The organism is Wenyingzhuangia sp. IMCC45574, assembly GCF_054182685.1.
On the sequence record NZ_CM135169.1, the window covers coordinates 2,557,952 to 2,579,975 of the forward strand.

The 22,024-nt window shown below is 31.7% G+C and carries 16 protein-coding genes; 4 read left to right on the plus strand and 12 right to left on the minus strand.

Translation table 11 applies throughout. The features are described 5' to 3' along the window. Nucleotides 1-5: 5 nt before the first annotated feature. The gene (locus tag ACXHHC_RS10935; RefSeq protein WP_458226417.1) at nucleotides 6-1,121 is read right to left on the minus strand and encodes a TlpA family protein disulfide reductase; all 1,116 of its coding nucleotides are present in this window, start codon (nucleotides 1,119-1,121) and stop codon (nucleotides 6-8) included. A gap of 53 nt (nucleotides 1,122-1,174) precedes the next feature. Continuing rightward, nucleotides 1,175-1,537 carry a YraN family protein gene (locus ACXHHC_RS10940; protein ID WP_458226418.1) on the minus strand — a complete coding sequence of 121 codons (363 nt, stop codon included), beginning with the start codon at nucleotides 1,535-1,537 and terminating at the stop codon, nucleotides 1,175-1,177. Between the two features lie 489 nt (nucleotides 1,538-2,026). On the opposite strand from ACXHHC_RS10940, the gene ACXHHC_RS10945 reads away from it, so the two are divergent. Together ACXHHC_RS10945 and ACXHHC_RS10950 are read left to right on the plus strand one after the other, a co-directional pair. Further along, nucleotides 2,027-2,182, plus strand: a complete 156-nt coding sequence (locus tag ACXHHC_RS10945; protein WP_458226419.1) for a hypothetical protein — start codon at nucleotides 2,027-2,029, stop codon at nucleotides 2,180-2,182. 72 nt (nucleotides 2,183-2,254) lie between these two features. Then, nucleotides 2,255-2,380 carry a hypothetical protein gene (locus ACXHHC_RS10950; protein WP_458226420.1) on the plus strand — a complete coding sequence of 42 codons (126 nt, stop codon included), beginning with the start codon at nucleotides 2,255-2,257 and terminating at the stop codon, nucleotides 2,378-2,380. 17 nt (nucleotides 2,381-2,397) lie between these two features. Here the strand turns inward: ACXHHC_RS10950 and ACXHHC_RS10955 are convergent, their stop codons facing one another. Together ACXHHC_RS10955 and dinD are read right to left on the minus strand one after the other, a co-directional pair. Continuing rightward, a complete protein-coding gene (locus ACXHHC_RS10955) occupies nucleotides 2,398-3,372 on the minus strand; it encodes a S66 peptidase family protein (protein ID WP_458226421.1) in 975 nt (324 codons plus the stop codon). A gap of 29 nt (nucleotides 3,373-3,401) precedes the next feature. Next, nucleotides 3,402-4,262 carry a DNA damage-inducible protein D gene (gene dinD / locus ACXHHC_RS10960; RefSeq protein ID WP_458226422.1) on the minus strand — a complete coding sequence of 287 codons (861 nt, stop codon included), beginning with the start codon at nucleotides 4,260-4,262 and terminating at the stop codon, nucleotides 3,402-3,404. A 93-nt stretch (nucleotides 4,263-4,355) separates the two neighbouring features. Between dinD and metG the strand changes: the two genes are divergently transcribed. After that, nucleotides 4,356-6,416, plus strand: a complete 2,061-nt coding sequence (metG, locus tag ACXHHC_RS10965; protein WP_458226423.1) for a methionine--tRNA ligase — start codon at nucleotides 4,356-4,358, stop codon at nucleotides 6,414-6,416. Between the two features lie 178 nt (nucleotides 6,417-6,594). Then, on the plus strand, nucleotides 6,595-7,887 hold the full coding sequence (locus ACXHHC_RS10970) for an esterase-like activity of phytase family protein (protein ID WP_458226424.1): 1,293 nt from the start codon (nucleotides 6,595-6,597) through the stop codon (nucleotides 7,885-7,887). Nucleotides 7,888-7,936: 49 nt separating this feature from the next. Here ACXHHC_RS10970 and ACXHHC_RS10975 read toward each other — a convergent pair whose 3' ends face one another. The 8 genes from ACXHHC_RS10975 to ACXHHC_RS11010 form a co-directional block, all read right to left on the minus strand. Next, nucleotides 7,937-8,875 (minus strand): PorP/SprF family type IX secretion system membrane protein, encoded by a 939-nt coding sequence (locus tag ACXHHC_RS10975; protein ID WP_458226425.1) that lies wholly within the window; start codon nucleotides 8,873-8,875, stop codon nucleotides 7,937-7,939. Then, nucleotides 8,832-12,524 (minus strand): T9SS type B sorting domain-containing protein, encoded by a 3,693-nt coding sequence (locus ACXHHC_RS10980; RefSeq protein WP_458226426.1) that lies wholly within the window; start codon nucleotides 12,522-12,524, stop codon nucleotides 8,832-8,834. The genes ACXHHC_RS10975 and ACXHHC_RS10980 overlap by 44 nt, the downstream gene beginning before the upstream one ends. A gap of 143 nt (nucleotides 12,525-12,667) precedes the next feature. Continuing rightward, on the minus strand, nucleotides 12,668-16,342 hold the full coding sequence (locus tag ACXHHC_RS10985) for a T9SS type B sorting domain-containing protein (protein WP_458226427.1): 3,675 nt from the start codon (nucleotides 16,340-16,342) through the stop codon (nucleotides 12,668-12,670). Between the two features lie 195 nt (nucleotides 16,343-16,537). Continuing rightward, the gene (locus ACXHHC_RS10990) at nucleotides 16,538-16,990 is read right to left on the minus strand and encodes a CBS domain-containing protein (RefSeq protein ID WP_458226428.1); all 453 of its coding nucleotides are present in this window, start codon (nucleotides 16,988-16,990) and stop codon (nucleotides 16,538-16,540) included. 167 nt (nucleotides 16,991-17,157) lie between these two features. Beyond that, entirely contained in the window at nucleotides 17,158-18,453 is a 1,296-nt protein-coding gene (locus tag ACXHHC_RS10995) for an aminopeptidase P family protein (protein WP_458226429.1), read from the minus strand. Nucleotides 18,454-18,481: 28 nt separating this feature from the next. Continuing rightward, nucleotides 18,482-19,099, minus strand: coding sequence for a hypothetical protein (locus ACXHHC_RS11000; protein WP_458226430.1), 618 nt, complete (start codon nucleotides 19,097-19,099; stop codon nucleotides 18,482-18,484). Between the two features lie 75 nt (nucleotides 19,100-19,174). Beyond that, nucleotides 19,175-20,728, minus strand: coding sequence for a DUF6770 family protein (locus ACXHHC_RS11005; protein ID WP_458226431.1), 1,554 nt, complete (start codon nucleotides 20,726-20,728; stop codon nucleotides 19,175-19,177). Between the two features lie 2 nt (nucleotides 20,729-20,730). Beyond that, complete coding sequence (locus ACXHHC_RS11010) at nucleotides 20,731-21,984, minus strand: M48 family metalloprotease (RefSeq protein ID WP_458226432.1); 1,254 nt, start codon at nucleotides 21,982-21,984, stop codon at nucleotides 20,731-20,733. Nucleotides 21,985-22,024: the final 40 nt, after the last annotated feature.

The following is a 22,024-nucleotide window of genomic DNA, read 5'->3' on the forward strand; positions in this document are numbered from 1 at the left end:
TTTTACTACTCTTCCAATAGTTCATCTATTTTACTGGTCATTAGGTTTTTAATATTTCTTTTATAACCAATTTCAAAAAACTGAACGGTTCCCTTTTGGTCTATAATAATATTGGTAGGATAGGAGGTAATTTCAAACTTATTGGCAATCCATCTTCCTTCGTCTACAATGTCGAATTTTAGAGGGTATTTTTTTAAGAACTTTTCTATTTCGTACTTGTCATCCAGACCAAAAGCAATAAACTCTACATTAGGATCATCCTTATACACTTCTTTAAGTTCATTTAATTTTGGGATTTCCATTTTACAGGGACCACAAGTTGTAAACCAAAAGTTAAGAACCATTATTTTACCACTTTCAATATTCTTTTTACTAGAAATTTTTTTGTTTTCTATGGTTCTCGTATAAAATTTTGGGCATTTTTTACCAATGCTTTGAGACAATAATTCTTGTCTTCTTTTTTTGTAAGCGTCACTTTCTTTTTTATACTCTTTATAGCTTTGAACATGATAGCCTTCTAAAGAAAAAATATTTTTTGGAAGATTGGCAAAGGAAATTTTTTCAGCTTTTACTTTATAGTACCCTAAGTATTTATCGTATTGAGTATACTCCATTAGTAAACCTTGTACATTGTAATTTTTAATAAAACGGAGACCCATTTTTTTTGTGGTGTACACCTCTGTAGGTTTTCCTTTTAAAAAGGAAATGTATGTATCGCACTTTATACCTGCTATTTTTTTGGTTTCGCCATCTTGTAATACACCTTCTATAACAGGCTCTTTAAAATCGTAAGAAAGAGCAGATTTACTAGTTTTATATTGACGACAGATGTAATACTTATTTTTGGTATAATCGAAAAGTGTAAAAGAAGAATTAGTACCATTGTAACCAAATCTTTTTTCTACAATTTTATTGTTGTTTAATATAATTACAAACTCTTTAATAAAGCTGGAAGATTTCTTTTGTTTGTCTGTTAACTCGTTTTCATAAGTAACCGAATAATTTATAATGACATCCTTTGTTAGTTTATTAGCAGTATTGTATGTCCACTGAGCATACATATTTGCGTGAAAAAGAAGAAATAATAATGGAGAAAATCGGAAACAATTTTTAAGATTCATGTTGCAAAATTTTCCCTAAATATATTCTTTTTTAATAACATTTGTAATGCTTATTATTCAAACGCCATAAAAGCATTTTCTATATGCTTGGTTTTAGTTTCGTATTTATTTTTAACAATGGCATATACATCAAACCGAGTTTCTATATCTAAATTTCTTTCTTGTATATAAGCATCGGTAGCCTTTATAAGTAGTCTTTTTTTGCCTGTAGAAATAAATTCTTCTGGGTTTCCAAAGAAGTCTGTGGTTCTGGTTTTAACTTCTACAATAACCAGTGTATTGTCTTTTAGAGTAATAAGATCAATTTCTGCTTTTAAATACCTCCAGTTCCTTTCTAAGATTTGATACCCCTTATTTTGTAGGTCTTCAGAAGCCATATCTTCACCCAATTTTCCAAGTTCGTTGTGACTCGCCATTTTAATTTAAAGTTAAGAATTAATTTTTTGGAGATAAATATTTGGCTATCAAATAAAAAAGTTTCAAGTTTGTACTAGAAATGAAAGCACAAAATTTACATAACGTTCAGTTTACAACTTCTAAGAAGTGTTTACGCCAAGTGATTATGGGTAAAGCCATAACTACAGGGACGTTGTTATATGTGTAATTTCATTTAGTAGAGCATAAGAAATTAGAACAAAAAATAACAAAAAGCGTCCCAATAGGGACGCTTTTTTTGTTAGCATATTTTAGGAACATTAAATAATAGAACAATGAACAAACATTTAGGATTATCGGTATTAGCATGTACAGGGGGTTTTACACCTTGTTTTATTCAGATTATGCGTGTCAAACATGTAAAATCTCGTCTTTATAAATCAGATTATATGTAGATAAACTAACATATTCCAATTGAATTATAAAGACGCTCTAAAAGCGTCTTTTTTTATTGGAACAAACTAAACAAAATGAAAACTATACAGCAGCAGCTAAAAAGAATAAATAAAAAACTAGAGAAAATAATAAGTAACTATATAGAAAACGCTACTGGGGCTTTTTTCCCAAAGCAAAAGAATAATAATTCTACAGAAGAAGACGATGACGATCCAGTGCTATTTATATAGAAAGGTATAGTTTTTGAAAACGTCAAATAAACTGTATAAATCAATAAAAACAATAATTAAAAATCAGAAATTATGGAAAATTTTATCCTTACAAAAATCAACAGTACTCCTGGTCATCTTATTAAGTCAGACGAGGAAAGAGAGTCTTATCCTTATTTTTTAGACGAAGGAGATGAAGAACATTTACTATTTATCTAATGCTTATGAAAAGTGATTTAGTGAAAGGTGAGTGTACCTCCTTCTGGAGTGACTTTTAAATGGGCTTTTTTCCCAAAAAATAAGCCCATATTTTTATTTTCGTGCCCTGCGGGAAAGTCGAATAAGACAGGTATTTTATACTTTTTTACAATACTTAAAACAAGTTCTTCTAGGGTTTGTCCAAAGCTTGGACTATTTTTTTTGATATTGGTAAAATCACCTACAATTAAACCGTCACAATCTCTAAAATATCCTTTCCTATCCAAAGCTCTTAGCAATCTATCAATATGGTATTTATGCTCTCCTATTTCTTCTATAAAAAGAATTTTACCTTTGGTAGAAAAGCAAGTATCCGTACCAATCATGTTTTCTAGGATGGTTAAATTTCCACCTACAAGAACTCCAGCACAGTTACCAACAATATTTTTTTCGTTTTTCTTTACGGTGTAATTAGGTAGCTCTCCTATAAGCATCTTTTTTAATTGCAACATGCTTTCTTTAATTTCTGGCCAAAACTCTTTAAAGTTTATAGGCATTGGAGCATGAATTGTTTGAAAACCTAAATTATGTAGTTTGTTGTGAAACACAGTAAAATCCGAGTAACCAACCATCCATTTTGGACGTAAAGCGAATTTCTTAAAATCTAATTGATCTATAATTCTTACAGAGCCATAACCACCTCTTGCACACCAAATAGCTTTTGCCTTAGGATGATCTATTGCCCATTGCATGTCTTCTAAGCGTTTTTCATCTGTTGCAGAGAAATGATGGTAGTTGTTAAATACATTTTTACCAATTTCTACTTTGTATCCCCAGCTCTCAAAAGTTTGTTTGGCTTTGTAAATAGCTTCTGGTTGTTTAACTACACCAGCAGGAGCCACAATTAGAATTAAATCGCCTTGTTTTAGATAGTCTGGTTGTGAGAAGGTTATGTTTTGAGCGTTCATATAAATAGACACAAAAAAGAGAATGAATTGAATGATAGATTTCATAAACTGAATTCGATAATTGCAAAGCAAAGTTACTTTAATTTGTCTGGGTTTTTCAAATTCTTTTTCTCATCACTTTTTAATTTCCTATCAACTTTTGCAATATCCTCTTCAGGTTTTAAGTTTTCGGGTTGAATACCACGCGATATAAGTGTCTTTCTTACTGATGTATTATTGGTAACATGTTCTCTTGAAATTTGACTCTCCGTTTTCATGCTATTTTCTCGAGCATTGAAGATTGTTATCTCCGTAGCGAAATCTTTTGCCTTAAGAAGAATCGTAGGCATGAAGTCGGCCAATGGTTTACTTTTAGAAACTCCCCATTTGGTCTTCATTTGTTGAGTGTTTTTTCCAAATAAAGCAATATCACCTTTACTTCTAATCAATGCAAAATTTTGATTACCACCTGTTTGTTCAAAAATTACTTGAGATAGTTCTTTTTCTGTAGCTTTTAACTTCTCTCTTGCTTGAACTCTTTCATGTTCTAATATTTTTTTCTCTATTAGTTCTGCTTTTCTTGTCTGAACTGCGAAATATTTTTGGGCAAAAGCAATAGTTTCTTTTCTTGGATCACCATTTTGCGTTATTAAGTAGCAAGCATACCTTGTTAGCATAATATCAGGAATAAGTTTCTCTGCTCCTTTAGGCATTTTTATCGTTTTGTTGACGTCAACAAAATGATCATCAATTTTTTCATCTGAAACTTCACAAGCAGTTTTTGCTTTGCTAATTACAAGATTAAAATTTCTCCATTCTTTGTAATCTAATAAGTGTTGTAAATCTCTTGCCATCCAAAATTCAACTCCATCAGATGTTTTATTTACTATTGATTCAAAGTTTTCAGTAAGACTTTGTATTAATGAACTTTTCATATTATTTTTTATTTTTTCCAAAATACAAAAACTATAATAAACAATCTTTCAACTAGCTATTTTGTAAAGTTTCCATTCATAATTGTATTTTTGCCATCTAAAATTTAAGAACCCATGAACAATCCTAAGAGATATACCATTACTACAGCTTTGCCTTATACAAATGGTCCTATTCATATTGGACACTTAGCTGGGGTTTATGTACCTGCTGATATTTATGTACGTTACTTACGTAACAAAGGAAAAGATGTAGCTTTTGTTGGAGGCTCTGATGAACACGGTGTACCTATTACAATTAAAGCAAAAAAAGAAGGTGTTACACCTCAGGATGTAGTAGATAAGTATCATGGGATTATTAAAAAGTCTTTCCAGGATTTTGGAATTTCTTACGACAATTATTCAAGAACTTCTGCAGACATTCATCACAAAACAGCTTCTCAGTTTTTTACCAAGTTGTATAACGAAGGAGAATTTGTAGAAAAAGTAGAAGCACAATTATACGATGAGGAAGCAAATCAATTCTTAGCAGACAGATTTGTAATTGGAACTTGTCCTAAATGTGGGAACGAGGAGAGTTATGGAGATCAGTGCGAAAAATGTGGTACATCTCACAACGCTACGGATTTAATTAACCCTAAATCTGCAATTACAGGAAACGTTCCAACAGTAAAAGAAACAAAACACTGGTTTTTACCTTTAGATAAGCACGAAGCTTATTTAAAAGAATGGATTTTAGAAGGACATAAGGACGATTGGAAACCGAATGTATACGGTCAGGTAAAATCTTGGATTGACGATGGTTTAAGACCAAGAGCCGTAACTCGTGATTTGGATTGGGGAATTCCTGTTCCAGTAGAAGGAGCAGAAGGAAAGGTATTATACGTTTGGTTTGATGCCCCTATTGGATATATTTCTTCTACTAAAGAATGGGCAGAACAAAATGGAAAAGATTGGGAACCGTATTGGAAAGATAAAGACACCAAATTGGTTCATTTTATTGGAAAAGACAATATTGTATTCCACTGTGTAATTTTTCCTGCAATGTTAAAAGCACATGGAGATTATATTATGCCGGATAACGTACCAGCGAATGAGTTCTTAAACTTAGAAGGAAATAAATTATCGACTTCTAAAAACTGGGCGGTTTGGTTACACGAGTATTTAGAAGATTTCCCAGGAAAGCAAGATGTATTACGTTACGCTTTAACTGCAAATGCTCCAGAAACAAAGGATAATGATTTTACATGGAAAGATTTCCAAGCTAGAAATAACAACGAGTTAGTTGCTATTTTTGGAAATTTTATCAATAGGGTAGTGGTACTAACAAATAAGTATTACGATGGACAGGTACCATCTGCTGGGACTTTATCTGAGTTAGACGAAGATGTATTGGCACAGGTAAAAGAGTTTCCAAATACCATTTCTAAATCTATGGAGCGTTACCGCTTTAGAGAAGCTTTATCGGAGTTAATGAACTTGGCTCGTTTAGGAAATAAATATTTAGCAGACGAAGAACCTTGGAAATTGATAAAAACAGATGAAGAAAGAACTAAGACAATTATGTATGTGGCTTTACAAATAGCTTCTGCATTGTCTGTATTGTCTGAACCTTTCTTACCATTTAGTTCTGAAAAGTTAAAAGGTATTTTAAAGCAAGGTATTAAAGATGTTTCTTGGAACGATGTTGAGGTAAAAGACGAATTGATAGCTGCTGGACATGTTATAGGAAAATCTGAGCTATTATTTGCTAAGATAGAAGACAAAGATATTCAAGTTCAGTTGGATAAATTAGAAGCTACCAAATTAGCGAATGCGGCAGAGGCTAAAGTTGTAGAACCACAAAAAGATACGATTACTTTTGAAGATTTTACCAAATTAGATATAAGAACTGGAACGATTATAGAAGCTGAAAAAATGCCAAAGGCTAAAAAATTATTGGTCTTAAAAGTAGATACAGGAATTGATGTTAGAACGATTGTTTCTGGGATTGCAGAAAGTTACAAGCCAGAAGATATTGTAGGACAAAAGGTATCTGTATTGGTAAACTTAGCCCCTAGAAAATTAAGAGGTGTAGAAAGTGAGGGAATGATTTTAATGACCGATACGAAGGATGGTAAATTATCTTTTATTGCACCGTCTGAAGATAATGTTGGAAATGGAGAATTTGTAAGCTAACGTTCCAAAAAATATTTTTCTTTAAACCCGTTACAAAGTTAAGTTTTGTAATGGGTTTTTTATTTTAATGTTAATAGGTTAAATAAAATACTTTTTTTATTGATATAATTATAAGATTGGATAGTCATGTTTGCTAACATGGCTAGGCTATTTTCATCAAAAATTAATATTTACTAAAATGAAAACTAGTCTATTAAAATCAATTTTATTTGCTGGAATTACTACTGCTTTTGTTGCGTGTTCCGATGACAACGATGCAAAACCATGGGAACTTCCAGAAGTGTCTAATCAAGGAATTAAACTACCTTACACGGTGTTAAAAACTACAGATGATAATGTAGAAGTAAGAAACGGAGGTTATGGTTCTGCTGCCACAGCACACCCAAGAAACGCAGGAGAATTTTATGCTTTAACAGACAGAGGAGCTAATATTAAGTTTGGAAAAAATAAAATTTTCCCAACACCAGATTACACTCCAAGAATTGGACATTTTAAGTTAAATTCTGATGGAACAATTGCTAAAATAAAGGATATTTTACTTAAGGATCCTTCTGGAAATGTAATTAGCGGAAGACCAAATCCGGCTGGTTTTGGTGCAACAGGAGAAATAGCTTATGCGGATGACCAAACAACTATTTTAGACACGGACCCATATGGATTAGATAGTGAAGGTTTAGTAGCCTTAAAAGATGGTTCTTTTTGGGTGTCTGATGAGTACGGACCACATATTGCACATTTCGATGCAGAAGGAAAACAGTTAGAAAGATTAAGCCCTAAAGGAATTGGAGAAGGAACAAGAAAATTGCCTGCTGTTTTTAAAAGAAGATGGGCAAACAGAGGAATGGAAGGTTTGGCAATTACTCCAGATGAGAAAACACTAGTAGGAATTATGCAGTCTACTTTATACAATCCTTCTAAAGCAGAGGTTGCTGATTTTACAATTACAAGAATCGTTACTTTTGACATTGCTACAGGGGCAACTAAACAGTATTTACACAAACAAGATAAAGCTAAAAACTCTAATTCGGAGATTGTAGCTTTAAGCAGTACAGAATTCTTAATTGTAGAAAGAGACGGAGCTTTTACAAAGTCTACACCAGATGCTCAAAAGCACATCTATAAAATAGATATTACAAATGCTACAGATGTTTCTGATACATCAGATTCATTAGATGGTAAGTTAGTAAATGGGAAAACAATTGAACAAAATACGTGGGCTGAATTAGAGTCTGCAGGAATTAAACCAGTTACAAAGACATTGGTTGTAGATTTAGTGGCTACTTTAGGGGATTATCCTCACGATAAATTAGAAGGAATTTGGTTAATCAATTCTAATACGATTGGTGTATTAAATGATGATGATTTTGCAGTTTGGACAGGAGATGCTAGTGCTACAAATCAAAAATATATTTCTAATACAGAGACTCCAGAAAATATTGATGGAAATACGTTATATATAGTAAACTTTTAAGGATATAAGAGTTGATAAATTAAAGGCCTCCATAAGTATGGAGGTCTTTTTAATACCTATTCTCTCTCTTGTATTTAAGTATTTTAAAGGTATATACAGCAAGTAATTCATGGCTACTTGTTCCAATACCACTAGTTTCGGCTAAAGAAACGTCGTAAGAGTAACCCACTCTAATTTTAGGAGTTACTTGCATACCAAAAATAAATCCCATCGAGCTTTGTAACCTATACGAAAGTCCTCCAAAATATTTTTCTTGATAATTAAACGTGGTTGAACCTTCGATTTTTAAAGCACCTCCATCTACAATGCTGGTAAAGAGCATCGGTTTAACACTTAAATCGTCGTTAACAATAAAATTATACCCACCAATAATGTTGTAATGAGGAACCTCGTTGGCAAGGTTAATAGATTTAATTTTGTTGGGTAGTAAATTGTTTACTGCAATTCCACCAAAAAGATGTTTACCTTCATAGTAAATTCCTGCTCCAACAGTCATTACAAACTCGTTTACATTTTGCCTAAAGACTGGGTCATCGAATTCAAAATCTCCTTTGGTCCAATCAATATTAAAAGACCTACCACCAACTCTTAAACCTAAGGATAATTTTCTGTATTTTTCAAAAAGAGGAACCTGATAAGCTACATTGGCAACAAATTCGGTTTCTGTTAAGGGACCAACTCTATCGCTTATAATATTTGCTCCAAGGCTTAGATTGTTAAAGTCTATGGGGCTTTCTATGCTTAAGAATTGTGTTAAAGGAGCACCCTTAACACCAGCCCATTGGTATCTAGAACTACCAAAAATTTTAAACTCATTATGCATAGCTAATGCTCCAGGGTTAATACTGGATAGGTTGTACATATATTGAGTATATTGAGTTTCTTGCTGTCCAAAAGATTTAATAGACAGTAATAAAAAACATATAAGGCCTATTTTTTTCATTTTATCTATTGATATAAATCCAACCATTTCTTTCTCCAGTTCCATCATTTGGGTTTATTACATAAAAGTAAGTTCCATTAGGAAGACGTCTATTTTTATTGATGTAAATTCCTTTATTTCCAGAACCATCGAATTCGTTTTTATAGTCTATACTTTCAAATACCAAAGCACCTAATCGGCTAAATATTTTTAGAGATATTTTGTTGCCTAATTCAGTACATTGAACTACTAAGTTATCATTTATTCCATCACCATTAGGAGAAAACTCATTAAAAACTCTGTAACAAACAGGTTTAATGGTTATACTGGCAACATTATTTGAAGTTATACTATCCAATTCATTAAAAGTACCTATTTCTGCGTTTAAGGTGTGTTCACCATCTAATAGCATTTTAGATTTTAAATTTAAGGTAGTATTGGCATTTCTTTTTAGAGTGTTAATAGTCCATATACCAGTAGTTTCGTCATAAGTACCTACTTCACTATTATAACTTAAAAATTCGAAACCAGAAGGGAGTGGAGCATGGATTGTTAGCGTATTTACATCCGACACATGATCTGAAGTTAAGTTAAGATCTATATTCACCGTTTCATCAATCATAACACCAGGGCCATTTCCACTTAAAGCAATAGCTAAGTCTATGTAAGGAACAACAAAGTCTTGGTCTATTTTATAGGTGTAATCTAATTTATCGAATTGAGTAAAATTATTAGGTTGGCGACCATCAACAAAAGTGGTACTAAGAACTTCTAAATTGTTTATTTGTCCTTGAGTTATGTTATAAGGTATTATATAAGTCCAAGTTTCATTAAAATCTAAAATATTATTATTGTTTGTGTCACCATTTGTATAGTATCCGTTAAGGTCTGATGTGAATAAGCTATTTGTAAGGTCTATATTGTCTAATAGTATTTCACCCACATTTCTAATAGTAATAGTAAAATTTAGGATATCACCTCGAATAATTCTATAGGGTCTCTCCAATTCAGCACTTACAGAAGTAATTTCAATTTGACCGTTTAATACGTTTACTGTTTCGGTTAGATCATCCGGTGTATGGTCACTGTCAATTTCATTTTGCGATGAGCTAATCAAATTGGTTATCGAATCTGTATTATTATCTACTAAGGAAGTAGTATTAAGTGTTAATTCTGCAATTTCTCCTGGATTTAAATTTGCCATTGTCCAAAAAGGAGAACCCCAACTGCCTATGGAAGCCACAAAGCTTTTAAACCTGAGCCTACTAGGAATAATATCTGTAACTCTAAGGTTAGTAACAGGTAAATAACCCTTATTTTCAATGGTAATAAAATAGGTTAAATCATCTCCTCCTTCTAGAATTTCAGTTTTATCAGCAGATTTGTTTATTTCTAGATCGTAACAATGTATAACTTCTAATTTTTCAGATTGATAAGTACATCCATAAGGAGTAACTATATCTGCGTAGTAAGAACCTATTTCATCCAAATCTACCTTAAAATTATTAGCACTAGGTAGTGCAATCCCATTTCTATACCATTGGTAGCTACCTTGAAGACTATCAACAGCTTTTAAGTTTCCATTAGGAGCACAACCATATACTAAATCACGAACAAGTGTAAGGTTTGGTTTTTGGACAGATATAGTATCAGAAATAATGACACAACCATCTGGGGTTATTATATCTGTATGGTATTTACCAAAACTTGTAATGGTATATTCTTTAGAATTTGCACCACCAATATTATTACCATCTTTATACCATTGGTATGTATAGTAGTTGGTTGGATCGTCTTTAAAGATTTTAATTACTCCATCGTTTACACAACCTGAACCTATGTATGTGGAATCTATAGTGGAATCTGGAATATCATCCAGAACAATATAGTCATCGGATTTATAAACACAGCCAGCGGATGTTATTAATTCTGTATAGTAAGTTCCAGGAATACTTGCATCTGCTTTAAAATCAATTTCTCCAGGTAAAAGAACCCCATCTCTATACCATTGATAACCCGATAAACTGGTTTCCAAAGTGGTAAGAATTCTAGTAGGAATACAAGTATCGTATTGTATTCTTCTATCGGGATCTGTAATATCAATACTTTCCGATTTATAAATACAACCCGATGCTGTTTCTATATCCGCATAGTATTCTCCAGCCCCTATTATTTGAACTTTAAAGTTCGTTGCTCCTGGTATTAACGTACCATTTTTGTACCATTGATAAGCAGGTTGTAAACTGTCTTTTATTTTTATAAAACCGTCTGGTAAACATTCACCTTCTACTGCTAATTCTATTTCGTTATTGGGAACCTCATCAAAACCAGAGAAATATCCAGCGAATCCTGCATTACCACCATCATTCACAAAAAAACCAACGACAATATTTCCAGTAGATTCAACTCGAATATTTCCCTTTAGGTTGTCAATAAAAAAAGATTTCCATTTATTGTCTCCAATAAATGGACTAGAGTCAGGTTTTCGGGGTTTTAATATCTCAGAGTTATTTTGAAAAACTTTGATTTCAGAGTCTGAAGTATCAGAAGATGCAATAATTGTTATTGCTGATGCTTTGGTTGGGTTTCCTGCAATACTATCAATTTCAGAAATATGGTTAAAAGATTTAGGTAGTAAACAGACTAAAGGAGGTATAAAGTTCATACCAAGTGTCTGAATTTTTCCAGCTTCTCCAGTAAGGCATTGAAAAGCATAAATTTTTTTATTGGCTTCAACTATTAAATTAGCTCCAGCTCTTGTTCCAGAATAAAAACTACCTGGGATTTCTAAATAATCACCATCGTTAATGGTATTGAATAGTGTACCATTGACAAAAATTTGCGTATTGTCTTTTGTTCCAATAATTATAGGAAACTCAGAAATGTTATTACCATTACCTCTTATAAAACCATATTTTTGACCAATTACATTTGTCGGTACAACTTGATCTATAGTAATATCTCCTAAACCATTCTTTAAGCTGGTAAAGGCTCCAGAGTTTAATACAATAGGTTTTGTAGCTGTTATTTTCGCTCCTAACCACCCTTTTAAATTAGCTGTTCCAATATTGGCAATTACTTCTAATACGTATGACTCATTTTTATTAAGGTTTATGACAAAGGTATCATCAGATATACCAGAATCATTATTTTGTCTCCTAAAAACACAGTTCTTATCATATCCACTAATGGTGACTATGGTATTGTCTTCGCTTGCTGTAAAACTAATATAATTGTTTGTTAAAATTGATTCTCTATGGTTACTTGCTACTCCACCCCATCTAAAATCTTTTCCAAGAGCTTTTTTTCCTTTACAGGTTAGTGAACCAGCATGATTCTCAGACTTACATCTATAATTTACATAAAATTTTTCTCCTCCATTAGAAACAAATCGTAATCCGCTGTTGGTAATTGGAATACCAGTATAAGTATTTGATGCAACAGTAATGTCATTTGTACCATCAGCTACAAAATATTTTTTTGAATTACTATTAGATAACCCTTTTATAGTATCTAAAGGTGTTGTAGATGTACCTTTATATATAAAAACATCAAAGTTACTAGTTATAGGTGTAGAAAAATAAAAAGCTTGTTTATCTATTACATCAAATGATGTATAGTTGTTTTTCAAAGGAGGGAAATAATGCGTGTCATCTAACTGTGCATAAGTTAAACAGGAAACTAAAAAAAGTAGTAAAAGAATTAATTTCTTCATTATAATATATCTTTTCCAAAGGCGGAAACAAAGCTAAAATATCAATATTAAATTCAAGTAAAAATACAGATATTCTTTTGGACTATTTTAACATATATCAAAAAACGTGCTAGACTTACAATACTGTTTGCTCAATTAATATTTTATCGATTTATATAAATCCAACCATTTTTTTCTCCAGAACCATCTTTTGAATTTATGATGTAAAAATAAGTTCCATTAGGAAGTTTTTTATTCTTATTTATGTAAATACCTGTATTACCCCTTCCATCGAATTCATTTTTATAATTGTTACTTTGGAAAACTAAAGCACCATTTCTATTGAATATTTTTAAACTTATTTGATCTGTATATTCTGAACATTGAACTACTAATTTATCGTTTATGCCATCATTGTTGGGAGAAAATTCATTAAATACTTGGTAACAGATAGGTTTAAAACTGATACTGGCTGTATTGTTAGGCAGAATACTATCTATACTAAAGGCATCTGCAATAGTTGCTGTAAAAGTATGGTCTCCATCAAATAACATTTTAGCTTTTAAATTTATAGTTGCGGTGTTGTTTTTTTCCAATAGGTCTATATTCCAATTTCCAGTATCTGGATCGTATGTACCCTCTTTACTAGAGTAATCCTGATATTCAAGACCAGAAGGCAATAATGCAGCTATAACAATGTCTTTTGTTTTAGCAGTATTGTCCGAACTTAGTTTTAGCTGAATATTCACATCGTCTTCTATATAGATATTAGGGCCATTACCGGTTACATTAATTTCTAAATCTATGTAAGGCACTACATATTCAGGGTCTATAGGATATGTATAATCTAACTGGTGATATTGAGTAAAAGTATTGGGTTGTAAACCGTTTACAAAAGTGGTGCTTACTACCTCTAGATTGTTTATTTGCTCCTGAGTTATAGCATAAGGAGCTGCATAAATCCATGTTTCATTAAAGTCTAAAACATTATTATTGTTTGTATCTCCACTAACAAAATTTGCGTTTAGTTCTACAGGAAATAGATTATTGGTTAATTGAATGTTGCTAAGAGGGATTTCGCCTATATTTCTAATAGAAAATGTAAAATTTAAAATGTCACCTTTAATAATTCTAAAAGGACGTACCAACGCTGCACTTACAGCGTTAATTTCAATTTGACCATTCAATATATCAACAGTTTCTGATAGATCATCGGGAGAGTGATTGCTGTCTACTTCATTTTGGGTTGAGGTTATAGTGTTTGTTATTTCTGTGTCTAAATTATCTACTAAAGATGTTGTGTTTAAAGTTAAAGAAGCCATTGCTCCAGAATCTAGCTTGGCTATTTCCCAATAAGGAGCTCCCCATGTTCCTATAGAAGCAACAAAGCTTTTAAAAATAAGTTTATTGGGTATTATATCGGCAATTTTTAAATCAGTTACAGGTAAATATCCTTTATTTAAAATTGTAATCGAATAAGTTAAATCGTCTCCTCCTTCTAAGATTTCGGTTTTATCAGCCGTTTTATTTATTTCTAAATCATAGCAGTGAATAACATCTAAAGTATCAGATCTGTAAGTACAACCATAATGCGTTATAATATCTGCATAATAGGAACCTATGGAGTCTAGATTTATTTTAAAATTTGAGCTTCCTAAAATAGCTTTACCGTTTCTGAACCAGTTGTATGTTCCCTGAAGACTATCTACAGCTTTAATATTCCCATTGGGAGCACAGCCGTAGCTAAGGTCTCTTTCTAAATTTAAATTAGGATGTTCTATTGTAATGGTATCCGAAGTAATGGTACATCCACCAGGATTGGTAATATCTACAAAGTATTCTCCAGTAGTAGATACCATATATTCTTTGGTGTTTTCTAATGGAATTATACTACCGTCTTTGTACCATTGATAGGTATAATAGTTTGTAGGGTCGTTTTTAAATAATTTAATCACTCCATCAGAAATACAACCTGTGCCTACATAAGTGGTGTCAATTTCCGGAGTGGCAACGTCAAATAGTGTTTTGTGTTTGTTTGTTTTGTAAATACAACCCGTTTTAGTGGTCATTTCTGCATGATAGATTCCTTGAATAACAGGTACGGTAGTAAACTTGGTTTCTCCTACTAGTAGCGTATCGTTTCTATACCATTGATAAGCTTCTTGTAAAGAGTCTTTAGTTTTTAAGGTACAATTATTAAACAGAATTTCTCTGTTAGGGTCTGTAATATCTATACTTTCAGATCTATACACACATCCTGTTTTGGTAAAGATATCGGCATAATATTCACCTACACCATCCATTTGTACTTTATAAGAGGTAGCTCCTGTTATTTCTACTCCGTTTTTATACCATTGGTAACTAGTTTGTAAAGTATCTACAAGTTTTAGCTCTCCATCGGGTAAACATTCTCCTTTAATGGCTAAACCTACATCGGTTTCAGGAACTTCATCAAATCCAGAAAAGTAACCAGCATAACCGGCATTACCTCCATCGTTTACAAAGAAACCAACAACAATATTTCCAGGAGATTCAACTTTTATATCGCCAGTAAGATTGTCTATAAAAAATGATTTCCATTCTGACGTACCATTGAAATTTAAAGAAGTAGGTTTGCTTATTTCTATATTGTTTTGATAAACTTTTATTTCAGAATCTGGTGATGTAGTAGCTGTAATTAATGTAATTGCAGATGCATCGGAAGGGTTACCTGCGATATCATCTATATCCGAAATATAATCGAAAGAAGTAGGAAGTAAACAGACCAATGGAGGAATAAAATTCATTCCTATGGTTTGTATTTTTCCAGCTTCTCCTGTTAAACACTGAAAAGCATATACTTTTTTATTCGTTGCTACAAAAAGGTTAGTTCCAGCAACTGAACCTGAGTATAAATTACCAGGAATTTGCAAGGATTCACCATTATTAATTGTTTGATAAAAGACACCATTTACCGATACTCTAGTATTGTCTTCTGTGGCAATAATTAGGGGGAATTCAGAGGCATCTGCTCCGTTACCTCTAATAAAACCATATTCTTTACCCAGTACATCTAGAGATACTATTTGATCCATAGTAACATCTCTACTATTTCCACTTAATCCGGTAAGTCCAACTGAACTTACTGCAATAGGATTGTTTGATAAAATATTTGCTCCTAACCAACCATTGAAATTTGCGGGCTTACTAGGGGCTAGAACAGCTTCTAATATAAAGGATTCGTGTGCATTTAAAGTAATCTGAATAACATCGTCGCTTAAACCATTTTCATTGCTTCTACTTCTAAAAGTACAGTTAGGGTCAAAACCACTAATTGTTACAGTAGTATTATCCTCAGATGCCATAATACATGCTGCATTGTATGCTGCAGGAGCTGTACTACTGGTTACACTGGGAATACCTCCCCACCTAAAGTCTGTTCCTAATGCTCTTTTTCCTTTACAAGTTAAAGAACCTGCTTGAGCACCAGACTTACTCCTATAATTGGTGTAAAATTTTTCGCCGTTTTCAGCAACAAATCTTAAACCACCATCATTAATAACCACACCTACATGAAATTCATCCACAATACTGATGTTATTTGTTCCATCAGTTAAATCATATCTAATAGAACTTGTATTAGAAAGTCCAGTAAGAACTTTTAGAGGAGTAGTAGAATTTCCTTTATATACAGTGACATCAAAAGGAGTGGTTTCTGGAGTAGATAAATAAAAGGATTGCTGATTTATAGAGTTGTTTCCTTCTTGTGTTAAAGGAGGAAAGTAATGCGTATCATCTAATTGAGAAAAACCAGATAATGAAATTATACAAAAAAGAAATAAGAGTAGAGATTTTTGCATTCAACCAAAATTATCAATAAATACTATAGTTTGTTGTTTTTTAGACCCTGAAAAAATAGAATAGTTAAATTTAGTGTAGATTTTTGTATTTATTATTAATAAATTCATAAAATGCAAAGAGTCTGTGTTTTTAATAACACAGACTCTTCTTGAAATAATCGCAGTTTAGTTTATTGGGGTAGCACTATATTTTTGTTATTTCATTTCTAAAGCAGCTTTAAGTATATCTTTTCTGCTTATTTGTCCAATTACTTTGTCAGACTCCATTACAGGAAATCTGTTTCTTCTTGATGTACAAAACATATGTGCAACATCAAAAATATTGTTATCTCCTTCTATAGTCTCCACAATAGATTCCATATACTCTTTAACTACTTGATCGTTTAATGGAATGTTGTAATATCTACTATTGGCTATTTTCTTCATGCAATCACCTTCAGAAATCATTCCTAATAAATGATCATTTTCATCTACTACAGGAGCACCTGATATATTTTTTGTAACCAAAATTTGCATGGCTTCTACAATCTTTAAATCGGGAGAAAATGTAATCAATTTATTTCTTGATACCATGTAGTCGGATACTCTAATTCTATCTGCTAGAACCTCCGCTGGTGCGTTCGGAGCTCTAAAATTCTTAATTGCCATAATTATGTTGATTTTAGTGAGAATCCTAATTTAGTATTAAATATTCATTAAATCAACTATTTTATTATTATTTTTAAATTAAAATGATTGTTGTGTAGTGTTTTTTGTTAAAGTAGTGTTTTGTGAAATTTCAATATCTTTTATATATCATTATACCAATAAAACGTCTAAACGTTGTTCATTAAGTCCTCAATTTCTTCAATTTCTATTGGAATAGTACTCATTAAATTAATAGGCTGAGAATTTTCTTGAACCACAAGATTATCTTCCAAACGAATTCCAATTTTCTCGTTGGGGATATAAATACCTGGTTCTACAGTAAGCACCATATTGGTTTTCATAGCCGATTGAAAATCTCCGTAATCATGTGTGTCTAAACCTAAATGATGGGACGTTCCATGCATATAGTATTTTCTAAAAGCAGGTTGTTCTTCTGTTTGGTTTTGAATGTCTACTTTGTCAATCAATTTAAGGTTCAGTAATTCTTCTGTCATCCATTCACCTACTGCTTTGTTGTAGTCTTTCCATTCCAAGCCTTCTTTTATAATAGAGGTGGCTTTATTTTTTACATTTAATACCGATTGATATATAGCTTTTTGACGATCTGTAAAACGACCATTAGCGGGTATGGTTCGTGTTAAATCGCTAGAGTAATTGGCATATTCTGCAGCAGTGTCCATTAGAATTAAGTCACCGTCTTTACATTGCTTGTTATTTTCTATGTAGTGCAATACACAAGCACTATAACCAGATGCTATAATAGGGGTATATGCAAAACCTTTAGATCGGTTTCTAATAAACTCATGAATCAATTCTGCTTCAATTTCGTATTCCCAAACAGTTGGTTTTACAAAGTTTAAAACACGTTCAAATCCTTTTTTGGTAATGTTACAAGCTTGCTGAATTAATGCTATTTCTATTGCTGATTTGATGCCTCTTAATTCGAACAAAATATCAAAAGAAGCTTTGTAAGTATGCTTTGGGTACTCTAGTTTTAGCTTTTTAATAAAACGATCCTCTCGAGTTTCCATTTCAAGCGGGGCACGTCTATGGGCGTTTTCATTAATGTAAATGTTTTTAGCTTCATTAATTAACAATGGTAAAACAGCATCCATTTCAGATAGCCAATACACCGTTTCTATTCCTGAGACTTGTGTTGCTTGTTGTTTGCTTAGCTTTTCTCCTTCCCAAATAGCAATCAATTTACTAGTTTCTTTTACAAATAATATTTCCTGATACTTAGGGTTTTTAGCATCAGGAAAAAGGACTAAAACAGACTCCTCCTGGTCTACACCACTTAGATAGAAAATATCTCTATGTTGGTGGAAAGGTAAGGTACTATCGGCACCCGTTTCAAAAATATCATTGGCGTTAAAAAAAGCAATGGAATTAGATTCCATTTTCTCTGTAAAACGCTGTCTGTTTTCTGTAAAAAGTTGTGAGTTGATGGGTGTGTATTTCATATACCTAAAGATATATAAATCCAAGAAACTATTGCTCTAATAAATCGGTTTCAATCATTAACCAAAGTTCATCAGTAAACTGTTTAAGTTTACGTTTTGTAGGATTGTTAATTTGATACGTAGCTTTACAAACTAATTTATTAGTTTCTACATTTAATGCCTCTATTAAATATTGATAACTTAAGTTTTCATAGCCGCCTATCATACCATTAGGTCCCATTGAAGGAGAAGAAAAAGAATACCTTACGTTTTTTGGAGTAATTTTAATTACAAGTTTTTTATTTTCTTTTACCGCTACCTGATGATGCTCATTAGACTTTAATAAAATTTCGTCATTAAAACCCTTGTATTTAGATAGGTCGTGCTTAATTTCAAAAAAATGGAAATTCGATATATTATTATTAGTGCTTATTTCCTTGAGATTATTAAAAATAAATTGATTGTTTTTAGAAATCATTTCATATTCACATAAGGTACACTTAAAAATTGATTCTTTAGAGGATTTGTATAAGGAGTCATCAACTTTTATAGAAACTAAATTTTCTTTAGGTGTAGCTCCGTTTTGAGCTAAATTTTTAATTAACATTAACTCGGAACAACCAGCTAAAATAACTGAGAGTAAACTAACAAAGAGTGTTTTTTTCATGACAATAAATTTACCTACTAAATGTAAAAAAAACCGCTTCTTTTAAGAAGCGGTTTTAAGATTCTATATATGAGATTACTCTATGTTTAATTTTTCTAAATGTAGGTTCAATGTTTTCTCTTTTTTGTTGTATTCAGAAAGTAAAACATATCCTGGTTTTGCAGGGTAAACTCTAGAGGCTGTTTTTTTACTACTTAAGTAAATCTTATCTTCGGATAACTTCCCTTGGTTGTAGTTAATAGATTTTAAAACATACCTATCTTTTGCGTTATCAATTATTTCCTTATAAATAAACATAGAGTAGAACCTATCTTTGGCAACATCTTTTTGAGTGTATTTGTAATCAAAATCACCTAATTGATTTATGATATGTGCATTTACAGGAGCACTTCCAAAATCAGCTAAACAACCAACTCTAGTTTTTCCCTTAGGGAATTCAGTAATTTCTTTTAAGTTGAAATCTTTATCAAAATGAATAATTTCTGAATTTGTAATCGTCAACTTAGTATTAGCAGCAGAGATGTGTACAGACCCTCTTGTAGCAACTGATGCAGCAGCACCTAATACATTCGCCATAATTCCACCAGCACTTGCAGATTTTTTATATTGTTCAGCAACAGCATAGTATTCTCCAGAATTAGTTTTTATTACATCGTGGAAATAAAGGTGGTTTCTATTTTTTTTATCACCTTCTACTTTAAATTTACCCAACATATCGGTATCCCAACTAACTTGTTTTGTAGATAGTAAATTTCCAGAATAATCATATCTGTCAAAATACATTCCATTACTTGCATCTTTAATTGGGTTTTCACCAGTTGAAAAATATTCTCCAATGTTTACAAAAGAATCATCACCAAAGTAAGTATTAGTTAACAATTTTGGAATCTCTGCTTCAGAATTATTTAAGTCTAAGATAGCATTTCCTGTTTTTGGATCTAAAACTTTTACATGAACTCGAGCCTTTCCTAGTGCTGATTTTTTTGAAAAAGTATACAAAGAAATCCCTTTTTCATCTACACTAGAGAAACTAGCAAATTCGTGGAGTTTAGATTTTTTAGGAGTTCCGGTTGTCCAAGCATTGCTACCATCTGTAGGGAAAAAGTGTAATTTATAACCTCTTTTCTTTTCCCAAGAAAAACGTAAGAATAAGAATCCCTTATTGTCTATACTATAGAATTGAGTAAACATATTTTGTTTAGACATTGCATTTTCTAGCGCAATATCTTTTGATGATAATTGAATGGTATGGCTTCTGGTTTGATTACCATCTTTATCGAATCCAACAAATTTGTATCGTTGTTCTTTAGTGTTGTAAAAACGAACCATTAATTCTTTCTGATTGTAAATAGCAGATTCAACAGTTAAATATTTCGAATCAACCATTTTTTTAGTAACCACGGTATTTAAGTTACTATCTAAAATCTCTAAAACATATTCACGTTGTTTCTTTTTTAATTTTGCTCCTTCATAAAAATTAAAATAACCTTGAACACTTTTGTCCTTAGCTATCATAATTCCAAAACTTTTGGAATCGAAATCTGCTAAATCTGTTAAGGTTTTCACTTGTGCCTGAGAACTAAATAAAGTCCCTAAGCATACTAGTAAAGCAATTGCTATTTTTTTCATAATTATAATTTTTGTTTTAAATAGATTTGAATGTTTTTTAGTTGTTGTAGTTCAGACTCATACAGGAAATGAATAATGTCATTGTATATTTTTTCTTTTGAATAGTTGTTGATAAAAGGAGGGATGTACTTTCCCAAAGTATGGTTTTTTTTACGCTTATATATTTCGTCGATTAATTCAATAAGCCTGTTTGTATGATTATTTTCATTTGGAAACTTCTCATGTAAAAGTGTATATATATAAAAGGGTTTTACCAAACTAAAATGTATTTCTCCTAAAGATGAATATGCTTTTATTTGCTCTTGATTAAGTTTGTTTTCTATTTCTATATGTTGGTTTTCTAAACCTAATTTTTGTATTCTTGTTTTGGTGTGAGGATGGGTTCTAATAGAATCTTTATCGATTTTAAAATCAGCATCTATTACCCTTTTTTTAAACATTGTATTGGTGTTTACGTAACCTTTGTAATCTATCCCAAAAGTTTGTTTCCAATTAATTTTATGTGAAAAAAGACGTTCTTCTAAGGTTCCCAGTTTTTGTAATAAAGTATTGGGAGCTTTAGGGTTATACATCGTTTTTTGGTAGTATATCAACCCTAAAGAATCTGCCTGAATTTCAAATTCTCTGGATTTATCACTTAGATCTGTAGCAATGTTTTTTAGTATTTTAATTGCTTTAGAGCTTTTAGGACCGTCTATTTTCTTTAGAGCTGTTACTTTTCTCTCTAGCTCATCGTTGTTGAATGTATTATTTCTGTCTTCAATCTTTTTTTCTAAATGTTTTAAGTATTGATGAGCCATCTCGTGGCAAATAATAAATGCTAGCTCATCATCATTTTCAATTAAAGCAAATAATCCTAAATTAAATTCATAGGTGTGAATTCCGAAACAGGCAGCATTAGGCGTAAAACTTCTATTTAGTAAGAATATATTATTAGGATTTTTTAACTCAGGATTGGCTTTGTATATATTTTCAACAACTCTGAGAACCTTAGCTTCAAAGTATGGATTATGTACATATATACTATCTTCTAATGCTTGGCTAAAGTATTCTGTAATGTTTTTTACAGTTCTTTTTTTCTCTTTAGCGTAGTCAGAACCTTTAAAGCTTTTAGTTTTTAGTTTAATATTTTGCTTTATCTTTTTCTCTAAAACGGTTATCTCGTTCTCTTTGAAAAAAGAAATTTTACTTTCTTGAGCAAGTAAGGTGTTGATTCCGAGTATTAAGGAAAAAATAAAAAAGGTTTTTTTTATCATGCTATAAAAAAGCGATTGAAATTTAGCTCGCAATACTAAG